We start from the raw sequence: 12,008 nt of genomic DNA on the forward strand, positions 1-12,008 counted from the left end.
CGCACCTTATGTTTATCCCCATCGGCAGGGTGGGAGTAAACGACCGCGCGCCCGCGGCGCAACCTACTTCGGGCCGGGACGCCCTCGTCACGTCATGGGCCTCGACGTCGAGCCGCCGGAGCCGCCCGAGCTGGAGACCGAGACCGACATCGAACAGTACGACGACGTGGAGGTCTCCGGGTCGAACGACGCGCACCGCAACGACCTCGACGCCTTCCTCCGCGAGGGCGCGTGGGAGGAGGCGTTCGCGGAGTGGGCCGCGTCGAGCGACCTCGACGAGTCCGAGTGGGAGATCGCCACGGATCTCGGGCTGATCGAGCGCTTCGACTTCTTCTGGGACGACTTCGCGGACCGCGTGGGCTACCACGCGCCCGGCATCCCCGAGGACTGGAAGGAGCGAGACCTCCACCCGGACCTCGACTCGTGGAGCACCGTCTCCGCGATCAACGCCGAACTGACGGAACTCGGCCGGATCGTCTCGGATCGACTCAAGGCCGACTACGTCGATTGGGACGCGGACTACGAGGCGCCCGACGACCTCCCCGACTTCTAGCGCTCGCGTCGATCGCGGAGGACGTGCTGGACGCGCGTGTACCCGAGACCGAAGACGATCACGCCCGCGGAGAGTGCGAACGCGCCGATCCGGCCCGTGACGAGCGAGCCGAGGCCGGGCGTGAGGTCGACGACGACGACGCCGAGGACGAACAGCACGAGACCGGCGGGGACGAGCGGGTCGCGCGCGAGCAGGCGGAGGTACTCCCGGACGGTGAGCGGCGCGCTCGCCATCTCACTCCTCCGCCTCGGCGACGTCCGGCTCGTGCACGCGCGGGCTCTCCTCCCCGGTGTCGGCGGGCGGTAGGCGGACGCGCGTCCCGTAGTCGTAGGCGAACGCGCCGACGAGACCGCCGACGAGCGGCGCGAGGACCGGCACCCACCAGCCGCCGCGCGGTCCGGGGAACGCGATCCGCCCCCAGCCGAAGAGGTAGCCGGCGACGCGCGGTCCGAAGTCGCGCGCGGGGTTGAGCGCCGCCATGTCGATCGGCGACTCGTACATGACGAGCGCCGCGACGAGCAGGCCGATGAGGAACGCGCCGAGCGCGGCCGTGTCGCGGGTCCCCATCGGGTTCCGGTCGTCGGTCAGCGCGAAGATGACGGCGACGAGGACCGCCGTGACCATCGCCTGACTGAGGAACGCCTGCGGAAACGAGACGAGGCTCGCGACGGCCGTCAGCGGCTTCTCGGGCGTGACGCCCGCGAACGCGGGGTTTGGGAAGAACGTCCAGAGCGTCATCCCGGTGATCGAGCTTCCGGGCGCTCCCCGTGTGACGCCGTGCGCGGCGTCGTACGCGTCGTAGTAGCCGCTCCAGATGAACAGCAGCCAGACCGCGCCGAGGAAGGCGCCGACGACCTGCGCGGCGATGTACCCCGGAACGCGGCGCCACGGGAAGCCGCGGAACGCCGCGTTCGCGATCGTGACCGCGGGGTTGATGTGTCCCTCCGAGACGCCGCCGACCCAATAGACGGCGAACATGACCGCGAACCCCCAGAGGATCGAGACGCCGAACAGGCCGAACCCGCCCGTCAGGATGTTGAGGACGACCGCGCCGTCGCCGAGCAACACGAGGATGAACGTCCCGATCAGCTCGTTGAGATACCGGTACCCCCAGTTTTCCGATGAATGTGTCATCTTGATTGATTTCCTCCTGTGCCCCTCTGGTGATCGGCCCACCGACGTGAACCGGCCGAAGCCACAGCTAGATATTTATCACCAACAACGATAACAGTCTCGCTGAGGGCAAACGAGAGCGGGCGCCACCGCATCCTCGACTCGCAGCGTGCGTCACCGCGATCACCGCCGAACGCACGGCGCCCGGCCGGTTGCAGGTCGCCTACGTCGAACGGGACGCGGCCGACGACGTTCCCGGCTTCTCCGTCCCGGTGGCCGCCTGAGACAACTACTAACACCCCCGTCGCCGAGAGTAAACTTTATTATTGTTATTGTTTATTGATCGCCAAGGCGGATGCGTCGGTAAAGAATCCGCTCTCCGAGGGAATCTATGGAAGGCACATACGTCGGTTCGATCGATCAGGGGACGACCGGGACTCGCTTCATGGTCTTCGACCACAGCGGAGAGGTCGTCGGGAACGCCTACGAGAAGCACGAGCAGATCTATCCGGAGCCGGGGTGGGTCGAGCACAACCCGGTCGAGATCTGGGAGAACACGAAGGCGGTCGTGACCGCGGGTCTCGCGGACGCGGATCTCGACGCGTCGCAGCTCGCGGGCATCGGCATCACGAATCAGCGCGAGACCACGATCGTCTGGGACGCCGAGAGCGGCAAGCCCATCCACAACGCGCTCGTCTGGCAGGACCGCCGGACGACCGACCGCGTCGAGGAACTCGAGGCGGACGGGAAGATCGACGGGATCCGCGCGAAGACCGGGCTGGAGGCCGACGCCTACTTCTCCGCGACGAAGACCGAGTGGATCCTCGACAACGCCGAGCCGCTCAAGCTCCAGTCGTCCCGGGCGCAGAACCTCCGCGAACGGGCGCGCGACGGCGAGCTGTTGATGGGCACCATCGATAGCTGGCTCATCTACAACCTCACCGGCGAGCACGTCACGGACGTCACGAACGCCTCGCGGACGATGCTCTTCGACATCCACGAGATGGCGTGGGACGACGACCTCGTAGCGGAGTTCGACATCCCCGAGGAGATGCTCCCCGAGGTCCGACCGTCCTCCGACGAGGAGTACTACGGGCACACGGACCCCGAGGGATTCCTCGGCGCGGAGGTCCCCGTCGCGGGCGCGCTCGGCGACCAGCAGGCCGCGCTGTTCGGGCAGACCTGCTTCGACGCCGGCGACGCGAAGAACACCTACGGCACCGGCTCGTTCTACCTGATGAACACCGGGAACGAGGCCGTCGAGTCCGACCACGGGCTCCTCACGACCGTCGGCTTCCAGATGTCCGGCGAGCCGGTCCAGTACGCGCTGGAGGGGTCCATCTTCATCACGGGCGCCGCCATCGAGTGGCTGGAGGACGTCGATCTCATCGACAACGCCGCCCAGACCGCCGAACTCGCGCGCTCCGTCGACTCCACGGACGGCGTCTACATGGTGCCCGCGTTCACGGGTCTCGGCGCGCCCCACTGGGACGGGCGCGCTCGCGGCACCATCGTCGGCATGACGCGCGGGACGCGCAAGGCGCACATCGTCCGCGCGACGCTGGAGGCCATCGCCTACCAGACCCGCGACATCGCGGAGGCCATGGAGGCCGACTCCGGCGTCGAGACCACGAGCCTCCGCGTCGATGGGGGCGCGGTGAAGAACGACTTCCTCTGTCAACTGCAGGCGGACATCCTCCAGACGGACATCGCGCGCCCCGAGGTGGACGAGACGACCGCGCTCGGCTCCGCGTACGCCGCCGGGCTCGCCGTCGGCTACTGGGACACCATCGACGAACTCCGCTCGAACTGGCAGATCGATCGCGAGTTCGAGGCGGAGATGGACGCCGAGGAGGCCGACCGGATGTACGGCCGCTGGGACGACGCCGTCGAGCGCTCGCTCGACTGGGCGCGGGAGGAGTGACCCGATGATCGCACCACTCCAGATCCCCGTCATCGGGATGGACGTCGAGTCGTTCCTCGTCGTGCTGATCGCCGCGCTCGCGGGCGGCGCGTTCGGCGCGTCGCTCGGCGCGCTCCCGTCCTTCGTCTTCACGGGCTTCGTCGTCATGCTCGGTGAGGGCGTCAGCATCCTCCAGAGCCAGCTGAACTCGCTCGACGCCATCCACGGAGGTCTCGCCGCCGGGATCACCGGCACGATCGGCTTCGGGATGGTCGTCGGCCCGCACGTCGGCTTCGCGGGCGGCGTCGCCGCCTCCGCGTACGTCGGCAAGAAGTATCCCGAGATGAACCCGAACGGGTGGGACTACCACCTCGGCAAGGACATCTCCTCCGCGTTCGGCACGAAGCCCGACATCCTCGCCGTCGGCGCGCTCTTCGGCGCGCTCGGGATGCTCATCACGCAGATCGCCGGCGGGATCGGGTTCCCGACGGACAACATCGCGCTGTCGGTCTTCCTGACCGCCGTGATCGCGCGCCTCGTCTTCGACTACCCGCTGATCGGCACGCCCGCGGGCGACGGCGTCTTCGACATGTCGCCGTTCGAGCGCGGCGAGCCACGCGATCAACCGGACGACGTCCCCGAGGGGAACGCCGGCCGACTGGCCGTCGAGCCGTGGCTCGGCCACCAGTACAAGTGGGTGAACGTCACGGCCATCGGTCTCGTCGGCGGGATCCTCGGCGGCTACATCTGGCTCAAAACGGGGAGCGTCTTCCTCGGCTACGGCATCTCGGCGGCGAGTCTGCTGTTCCTCAATCTCGGCGTCGCGAAGATCCCGGTGACGCACCACCTCACGCTGATCGGCGTCACCGGCGCGATGCTCGGGTCGGGGCTGTTCGGCAGCACGCTCGCGGCGCTGATCGCGGCCGGCGTGTTCGGCGCGCTCGCGGGCGTCGTCGGCGAGGCGACCCAGCGGATCTTCTACGCCCACTCCGGGACGCACGTCGACCCGCCCGCGATGTCGATCACGGTGATCATGCTCGTCGTCGGCGTGCTCTACCTGCTCGGCGTGCTCCCGAACGCCGGCTATCTCGGACTCTGATCGCCTCGATCCGTCGGCTTTTCAGGACGCAATTGATACGAGAAACCCCACCACACTCACAATGGATATCGACGCGCGGATCCGACGACGCCGACACAGATCCGACTCGCCGCGGCTGATACGCGAGTATCGAGCGCTCTCGCCGGTCGTGCACGACGACGAGCCGTCCGGTCGCGGGCCGACCGTCGAGCGGCTGCTCGACCACCTCGATCCGGTGTTCGACGGCTCCCTCCCGCCGAACGCGTACGTCCACGGGCCGTTCGGCGCCGGGAAGACGGCCGTCGTGACGGCGCTGTTCGCGCACCTCGATCAGCTCTCGATACAGACCCGCTCGGCGATTCACACGAGCACGCGCGCGGCGTCGTCGACGACGCCGTGGTTCGTCTACGTCGACCTGCGCGAGACGACGAGCGAGTTCGCGTTCTACCGGCGCGTGCTCGACGGGATCGTGGACGAGTCGGTACCCGAGCACGGCATCGGAACCGACGAGATCCGCCAGCGCCTCCGCGACGTCCTCCGTGACTCGCGCACGGGCGTCGTCGTCGCGATCGATCACGTCGACTCCCCGCGCGTCGACACGGGCGCTCTCCGCGAGTGCGTCGCCACGTCCCCGGACAACGCCCGCTGGATCGCCATCGGGCGCGCGACGCCGGACGAAGACTGGCTCGACGCGACCGACGCGCGTACGATCGAGATCGAGCCGTATCGCCGCCGCGTGCTCATCGACGTGCTGACGACGCGCGCGTCGACGGGGCTCGCCCACGGCGCGCTCGATCACGCGCTGGCGCGTCGGATCGCCGGCTGGGCGGAGGGGAACGCTCACGACGCGCTCGCCGCGCTGTTCGCGGCGGCCGAGCGCGCGGACGCGGCGGACCGGACGCGCCTCAGTGAGGCCGACGTCGAGGCCGCGTGCGAGTCGGTCCCGCGACCGTCCGCCTCGTTGGGCGAGGTGCTCGCGCTCCCGGCGAACAAGGGACGCGTCCTCCGCGCGCTCGTCGATTCGACGCGCGAGGACCGCCGTTCCGTCACCGCGGCCGCGGAGGCGGTCGGCGCCGACCCCGACATCGATCTCTCCACGGGGACGATCGAGCGCTACCTCTACGAGCTGGCCGAGGTTGGCATCGTCGAGCGCGTCCGCTCGGCCGACGGCGGCGACGCGAGCGGCAAGGGGCGCTCACCGAGCCGCGTCGAACTCTGGTTCCCACCGACGGTCTACCGAGAGATATACGATATGAAACACTAAATATCGGCGGTAGTTGGCGACGACGATTCGGCCAGATATACCCCGATAGGTCCGTGTATATCGCGTTTAGGAGACATCCCCGAACGCGGTGGGGCGAAGTATTATTGTTCTACGGTCATGTATAGTAGCCATGTCACACTCACCGGAGGACGTGGCGCGATACGTCTGTAGCGACTGTCAGCTGATCCACGCCGGCATCCCGCAGCGGACCGCGACCGGGAAGCGCAGTTTCCAGCCGCCGGAGGTCTGCGGTGGCTGCGGGAGCGAGGACCTCGTCGCCACCCAGAACTGGGTGCACCATCACGGCGGCGAGGAGTGACGTCGCGCGACGCCGCGTGACGCGTGGGAGCGCGTCAGCGGCACAAGACGAGCGCGCACCGCCCGTCTAGCGCCGCCTCGGACAGCGTCGCGGCGAACGCGCGCTCGTGGGCCGCCCGCGCGCTCTCGCGGACGTCGGCCGACCAGTCGAGGCGCTCGGCGAAGTCGCGCCAGACGCGCTCGCCGACCGCGAGGTAGTACGCGTCCGGCGTGCGCTCGACGAGCGGGTCATCGCGGAACGCGGCGCGCCACTCGTAGACGAGGTCGTCGACGCTCTCGACGCCGGGCGAATCGCTCGCGAGGGATTGGAACGCCGCGAGCGCGTCCGCGAGCGCGCTCGCGGAGACGTCGCGGTCCGCGGCCGTCTCTCGAACGACCGTCGGCGATATCGGGTGTGCGTCGTCCATATCGCACGTATGGGGGCGACGGCCTTCAGGCGCTCGCCTAGTAGCCGACGCCGTCGCTCGCGCGTTCGAGCGCGACGATGATGAGCGCGCCGAGGAACGCGAGCGCGACGAAGCGACCGACGACAACCGCATCGACCGCGGCGACGTCCGCGAGCGCGAGGCGGAGCGGCGCGCGCAGCGCCCCCGTCATGAGGGCGACGAGGAAGGTCAGCGTCGCCGCTCGATAGTGGTCGAACGCCCACGCGACGACGCGCGCGAAGGAGAGGAGACCGACGAGGGCGCCGCACGCGAAGACGACGAGCGTCGTCGCCGGCCCGCCGAACCCCTGTACGTCGCCCGCGAGCGCCGCCGCCGTCGCCGCGTGCACCGCGCCCGTCAGACGGTCGTACTCGCCGAGCGTCAGGAGGATGAGCGATCCCGAGATGCCGGGGAGCACCATCGCGCAGATGGCGAGCGCGCCGACGAGGAAGGTCGTGAGCGGGTTCGCGGGGAGGTGACTCTGCGCCGGCCCGCTCGCGACGAACGCGAGCGCGAACCCGACGACGGCCACGACGGCGTGCCGCGGCGTGCCGAGTCTGACGTCGCTCGCGAGCAGGAGCACGGAGGCGAGGACGAGTCCGAAGAAGAACGCGTACGTCGCGACGGGATACGCCGAGAGGGCGTACTGGACGACGTTCGCGACCGTGACGACCGCCGAGACGACGCCGACGGCGAGCACGCAGAGGAACGGGACGTCCATCCTGACGAGTTCGTCACGGACGGTGCGGCGGGCCGCGGCGTCGACGGGCGCGCGAACGACGGGCCCGACGAGCGCGAGGAACGCGCGCGGATCGAGACCGGCGACGGCGTCGATCAGCCGGGCGTAGATGCCGGTGATGAGCGCGATGGTGCCCCCGGAGACGCCGGGGACGGCGTCCGCGGCGCCCATCGCGACGCCGCGGAGGTAGACGCCGAACCACTCGCGCGCGCTCATCGACGCTCAGGCCGCCCGCGCGGTCGGAGCGTCGAGGTCGGCGGCGCCCGAACTCCCGCTGCCGCCGCTACTCGTGCTCCCGCTGTCGCCGCTACTCGTGCTCCCGCTGTCGCCGCTGCCGCCGCTCGCGGTCGAGTTCCCGGTGGTCACGGACCCGAGCGACCCCCCGGTCAGCGAGCTCAGGTCGAGTTTCTGCATCGGGACCTGCGTGGCCGTGTCGTTCGCGCCGTTGACCTGTCCCTCGGTCACGTTCGCCGACGCGTGCCAGAACGTGCCGTTCTGGCCGGTGGCGCTGAACGAGTAGTCGCCGGTCGAGCGGACGCTGACGTTCGTGTAGCCGTTCTCCGGCCCGTACCGATCGTAGCCGGTCGTCGAGTACGGCAGCGTCATCGTGAACTCCCCGTCCGGCCCGGTCTGCGCGCGCTGGGTGTACGTGAAGTTCTGACTCTCGCCCTGCTGCGTCGGATACATCGTCACCGAGGCGGTGACGTTCGCGTTCGCCGGCCCGGATCCGTGGACCGTCGCGCCCGGCACGCGCTCGTAGAGCTTCGCCCACGCGGGCATGGTCGAGAGGCTCCGCGAGGGCGCCTTCGAACTCAGGCCGACGAGCCGATAGTGCTGCAGCGCGGGGACGCGCTCGCTCGGATACCACTTGACGCCGCCGATCTGCGACGTCGAGTCGTTCGCGACGTACGCCCGCGCCGCGCTCATGTTGTCCATCTCGTGGATCTCGTTCTGGCCGTCGGAGAGGTAGTAGGGACCGCTCGTCTGGTCCCAGTCGATGACGACCGGCTGGGGCGACATCGCCGAGCCCTGATAGCGGAACAGCCGGGTCATCATCGTCTCGTAGTACGCCTGCGAGTGGACGTACGCGCTGACCTGATACCGGCCGCCCTGCGTCTGATGCAGGAGCGGACGGTAGAAGTCGTACCGGCTGACGTTCGGCGTATCGTCGTAGAAGACGGTCGGCGCGCCGAACTTCGAGTTGACCGAGTCCATCTGCCAGTCGACGGCGACGTAGCGCGTCTTCTCGTCCGCGTCGCCCTTCGCGTCGAGGATCTCGTTCGCGTGCGTCTCGTTCCGCGCGAGGAGGTAGTTCGCGGCGTACGTCGCGCCGCCCTGGAACGGGTTCGCGTCGGGGATGCGGTGGCCGAGCACGGTGATCCAGTGCCCGTAGTCCCACCAGCTCATCACGCCGTAGCTCCCCTTCGGGTAGTCGTAGTCGTTCGTCTGGTGGTACGTCCCGTAGTACTGGAGCTGATCCGCGTTGTTCGCGTTCCCGTAATCGCCCTCCGCGGGCGTGTTGTTCTGCATCCAGTCGAGCATCGGCGCCCACCCGGTCACGCTCCCCGGACTCGCCGAGCCGCCGGTCTGCGCCGCCGTGCTCGTCTGCATGCTCCCGCGCGGCGTGCTGAGCGAGACCGAGACCGCGAGCGGCGCGACGAGGACGAGCAACACCGCGACGACCGCGAAGACGTGCACGGCCTCGACGTTATCGACCGAATCGCGGACCGCGCCGAGATCGACGAGGTCGAAGACCACCGAGGCGGCGTAACCGCTGAGCACCGCGACCGGCACCGCGAGATAGTAGTTGAAGCGAATCTGCGTGAACGCCGCCGCGACGATGAACAGCGTCCAGACGACGACGAACGACCGCTCGGCGTCGTGATCGCCGATGACGACCGTCGCGAACAGCAGGCCGCCGACGACGACGAGACCGGTCCACGTCGGATCGATTCCGATCGCGCCCGCGACCGTCGGGATCAGATCGGGGAAGGCGACGACGACCGCGGTGACGACGAACGCGACGACGGCGAACCAGCGCTCCCGGTCGCTCGCGTTCCCGCCGAAGAACGGCCGCCAGAGCAGCCACGCGAGACCGGCGAGCATCGCGAAGAACCCGAGACCGTACTGGCCGAAGAACAGCGCGAAGCGAGAGCCGCCGTAGCTGGAGAGGCTCCCGAGCCACGGCTGGGCCTCGCCGATAGTGCGCTCGGACGCGCTCGCGTCGAACGCGACGAAGCGCTGGAAGTTGTCGAAGACGAGGTGGAAGACGTCGGGAAGGGCGACGTAGACGATGCCGGCACCGACGATCGAAATCGCGAGAATGGCGAGGGGATAGAGCGCTCGGTCGACGTCGCGTCTCTCAAAGGCCCGCGAGAGCCACGCGAGGAAGGCGCAGGCGACGGCGACGGCGAATGCCACGACAGGCTGGAGGAGAGAGAAGCGGGTGGCAGAGAACCCGACCGTGTCGAACGGGAGGAAGAGCATGGCACCAGCGATAAGCATACTCGTCGCGCCGACGATGGCGAGGTGGTCCGGACTCGTCCCGTTGTAGTGGTTGCTCGCGAGCTTCAGGAGGAAGAAGACGCCGACGATGCCGACGAGGAGGACACCGGGCGGCCACATCCACATGTAGAGACCGGTGGCGATACCGGCGAGCGCGCTCCAACCGAGGACGGGCTTCAGGGCGCCCCACTCGCGTGCGCGTACTTGTTCCCAGACCGGGCTGTCACGCTCCGCGACGTGGAAGGCGACGAGGAAGCCGAGGACGGCGACGGACTGGAAGAGCGGCTCCGCGATGTTGTGGTCCGCGGTGCCGACGAGGCTCCGACTGAGGAACACACCGGGGATGAGAGCGAGGACGAGGGCTGCGATTACGCCTGCCGACCGACCGGCGAGACGCTTCGCGATGAAGTACGTCGGAATCGCGACGAGCGTTCCGACGATGACCGGCGTGAACAGGACGACGAGCCGGACGAGGTGATCGCTCGGACTTCCGAGACCGAGGATCAGCGCCGCCGTCGCGATCAGCTGGTCGAAGAGCGTGCCGAACTGGCCGACGGACACACCGGTCGGATACTGCGACCAGACGTCGAACGGCATCGTCGCCGGCCAATGCTGGACGACGTACATCGTGCTCCGGAAGTGATACCACGGGTCGTTCCCGCTGAGGATCACCCGGCCGTTCTGCACGAAGTTGTGCCAGGACTGTCCGCGCACCCACAGCATGAACGCCATGAGGAGCGCGACCACGGGGACCGGATACCAGTCCGCCGCGACGTCGAGGACCGATCTCCCGGTAGTGGAGGGACCACCGGACCGGTCGGTATCGTCGCTCATTGTGCGTGCCGAGGCGCAAAACACCGATAAGCCTTGTCATCTGGTCCCTTCGGCCGACTTGATCCGGCGTCAGACATCTTCTGAGAGTGATGCGGCGTCTAATCCGAGAGGACCCCTGGAATCCCTTCGGAGAAGAATAGATCATACCCGAACGCACCGAGAGCTGCCAGAAACGGTAGCGGATAGATCCAGTACACCTGAAAGGACCGGACCAAGAGCGGAAGTAAGAGCGTGACGGCGACTATCGACAGTAGAGGGATGGGGTCGGCTGTGCGTCCACTCACCTCGTACCGGGCGGTGAGCGCAGCAGGGAGGAACACATAGAGCGACCCCAAGACAACGCGTAGGATGCCTCCACCCCATACCAGCGGCGTCTCCCAGAGGGTGTACTTGGCTGATTGAGTAGCGTAGTGACCACTTATCAGTATCGAGTTCCGGACCGCGGCGACGAACGAGTCGGGGCCCCACATGAAATAGACGAGTAGATACGACACGAGGCAGAGGACAGCTCCACCGAGGATAAACAGTGATGCGTCCCTCCACCGACCCTCGCGACGATTAAGAAGGGTCCACAGGATAGGGATCCCGGCGAGTATGCCGTATTGCGACATGAGGGCGGCACTACCGACAGCGAGCCCTTTCAAGAACGGGTGACGGACCTGAAGTGCGACGAGGATTCCGATCACGGCGAAGGAGCGGACGTTTATTACACGCCCCTGGACGACGGGTATCATCGACAGTAGCAATACGCCAGAGAGAATGCCGATCTTCTCGTACCCGGCAAGACGAAGGTAGCGCCAGATGAGGATCGCGGCTGTCGCGTTCGCGATACCGACGAGGAGCGTGAATACTGCGGTGTAGTGGCCTGTCAGACCAACGAGAACGTTCAAGAACTGCCACAGCGGTGGCTTGTTATCGGTGGCGTGACCGATGTATAGCGGCGTACCGGTCAGTACGGCGTGTGCAGCCGGCTTCCAGACCGCCCTCGCATCAACGAATAGGTCAATGTAACCGACTCGTATTTGGACTAACCGATGGATCGATTCGATGAGTCCGAGAGCCAAGAAGAGGAGCGGGACTAAGATGCGGCCGGTCGTGAATTCGCGTACGTCCATCAGTGTTATCGGCCCATTCGGTCATAGGTAAATCTACCGAGATAAATACTATGTCGGCACTGTCTAGTTTAGCACCTCCTCGAGGGGCGTTCTTCCATCGAGCGATTGATGCGGTCTCTGATGGTTGTAGTAATGCACGAACTGTTCAAGCCATTCACGTG

The 12,008-nt window shown here is 67.5% G+C and carries 12 protein-coding genes; 5 read left to right on the top strand and 7 right to left on the bottom strand.

The window, feature by feature from the left end; all coding sequences use genetic code 11:
* Positions 1–94: 94 nt before the first annotated feature.
* On the top strand, positions 95–553 hold the full coding sequence (locus AOZ13_RS06465) for a hypothetical protein (RefSeq protein ID WP_020221646.1): 459 nt from the start codon (positions 95–97) through the stop codon (positions 551–553).
* Here AOZ13_RS06465 and AOZ13_RS06470 read toward each other — a convergent pair.
* Positions 550–786, bottom strand: a complete 237-nt coding sequence (locus tag AOZ13_RS06470) for a hypothetical protein (protein WP_020221645.1) — start codon at positions 784–786, stop codon at positions 550–552. The two genes, AOZ13_RS06465 and AOZ13_RS06470, sit on opposite strands and share 4 nt — an antisense overlap.
* Before the next feature lies 1 nt (position 787).
* Positions 788–1,687 (bottom strand): MIP/aquaporin family protein, encoded by a 900-nt coding sequence (locus tag AOZ13_RS06475; RefSeq protein ID WP_020221644.1) that lies wholly within the window; start codon positions 1,685–1,687, stop codon positions 788–790.
* 370 nt (positions 1,688–2,057) lie between these two features.
* Between AOZ13_RS06475 and glpK the strand changes: the two genes are divergently transcribed.
* From glpK to AOZ13_RS06495, 4 genes are all read left to right on the top strand, one after another.
* The gene (gene glpK / locus AOZ13_RS06480) at positions 2,058–3,590 is read left to right on the top strand and encodes a glycerol kinase GlpK (protein WP_020221643.1); all 1,533 of its coding nucleotides are present in this window, start codon (positions 2,058–2,060) and stop codon (positions 3,588–3,590) included.
* A gap of 4 nt (positions 3,591–3,594) precedes the next feature.
* Complete coding sequence (locus tag AOZ13_RS06485; protein WP_020221642.1) at positions 3,595–4,668, top strand: hypothetical protein; 1,074 nt, start codon at positions 3,595–3,597, stop codon at positions 4,666–4,668.
* 61 nt (positions 4,669–4,729) lie between these two features.
* Entirely contained in the window at positions 4,730–5,911 is a 1,182-nt protein-coding gene (locus tag AOZ13_RS06490; protein ID WP_021780136.1) for a Cdc6/Cdc18 family protein, read from the top strand.
* Between the two features lie 130 nt (positions 5,912–6,041).
* Complete coding sequence (locus tag AOZ13_RS06495) at positions 6,042–6,230, top strand: hypothetical protein (RefSeq protein ID WP_020222955.1); 189 nt, start codon at positions 6,042–6,044, stop codon at positions 6,228–6,230.
* A gap of 34 nt (positions 6,231–6,264) precedes the next feature.
* On the opposite strand, the gene AOZ13_RS06500 is transcribed toward AOZ13_RS06495, so the two are convergent.
* The 5 genes from AOZ13_RS06500 to AOZ13_RS06520 all read right to left on the bottom strand — a co-directional run.
* Entirely contained in the window at positions 6,265–6,636 is a 372-nt protein-coding gene (locus tag AOZ13_RS06500) for a hypothetical protein (protein WP_021780138.1), read from the bottom strand.
* Positions 6,637–6,673: 37 nt separating this feature from the next.
* Positions 6,674–7,609 (bottom strand): DUF368 domain-containing protein, encoded by a 936-nt coding sequence (locus AOZ13_RS06505; protein WP_021780139.1) that lies wholly within the window; start codon positions 7,607–7,609, stop codon positions 6,674–6,676.
* A gap of 6 nt (positions 7,610–7,615) precedes the next feature.
* Positions 7,616–10,732: an oligosaccharyl transferase, archaeosortase A system-associated gene (locus AOZ13_RS06510; protein ID WP_021780140.1), complete on the bottom strand. Its 3,117-nt coding sequence runs from the start codon at positions 10,730–10,732 to the stop codon at positions 7,616–7,618.
* A 98-nt stretch (positions 10,733–10,830) separates the two neighbouring features.
* The gene (locus tag AOZ13_RS06515) at positions 10,831–11,847 is read right to left on the bottom strand and encodes a hypothetical protein (protein ID WP_049933925.1); all 1,017 of its coding nucleotides are present in this window, start codon (positions 11,845–11,847) and stop codon (positions 10,831–10,833) included.
* 63 nt (positions 11,848–11,910) lie between these two features.
* Positions 11,911–12,008 (bottom strand): integrase core domain-containing protein (locus AOZ13_RS06520; RefSeq protein ID WP_148286765.1); only part of this gene is annotated, 98 nt, incomplete at its 5' end.

This window comes from Halarchaeum acidiphilum MH1-52-1 (genome assembly GCF_000474235.1).
Lineage (GTDB): Archaea > Halobacteriota > Halobacteria > Halobacteriales > Halobacteriaceae > Halarchaeum > Halarchaeum acidiphilum.

Excerpts from the sequence above, each read along its gene's own strand:
- AOZ13_RS06465 (WP_020221646.1), top strand. The coding sequence starts at position 95 with ATGGGCCTCGACGTCGAGCCGCCGGAGCCGCCCGAGCTGGAGACCGAG.
- AOZ13_RS06470 (WP_020221645.1), bottom strand. The coding sequence starts at position 786 with ATGGCGAGCGCGCCGCTCACCGTCCGGGAGTACCTCCGCCTGCTCGCG.
- AOZ13_RS06475 (WP_020221644.1), bottom strand. The coding sequence starts at position 1,687 with ATGACACATTCATCGGAAAACTGGGGGTACCGGTATCTCAACGAGCTG.
- glpK (WP_020221643.1), top strand. The coding sequence starts at position 2,058 with ATGGAAGGCACATACGTCGGTTCGATCGATCAGGGGACGACCGGGACT.
- AOZ13_RS06485 (WP_020221642.1), top strand. The coding sequence starts at position 3,595 with ATGATCGCACCACTCCAGATCCCCGTCATCGGGATGGACGTCGAGTCG.
- AOZ13_RS06490 (WP_021780136.1), top strand. The coding sequence starts at position 4,730 with ATGGATATCGACGCGCGGATCCGACGACGCCGACACAGATCCGACTCG.
- AOZ13_RS06495 (WP_020222955.1), top strand. The coding sequence starts at position 6,042 with ATGTCACACTCACCGGAGGACGTGGCGCGATACGTCTGTAGCGACTGT.
- AOZ13_RS06500 (WP_021780138.1), bottom strand. The coding sequence starts at position 6,636 with ATGGACGACGCACACCCGATATCGCCGACGGTCGTTCGAGAGACGGCC.
- AOZ13_RS06505 (WP_021780139.1), bottom strand. The coding sequence starts at position 7,609 with ATGAGCGCGCGCGAGTGGTTCGGCGTCTACCTCCGCGGCGTCGCGATG.
- AOZ13_RS06510 (WP_021780140.1), bottom strand. The coding sequence starts at position 10,732 with ATGAGCGACGATACCGACCGGTCCGGTGGTCCCTCCACTACCGGGAGA.
- AOZ13_RS06515 (WP_049933925.1), bottom strand. The coding sequence starts at position 11,847 with ATGGACGTACGCGAATTCACGACCGGCCGCATCTTAGTCCCGCTCCTC.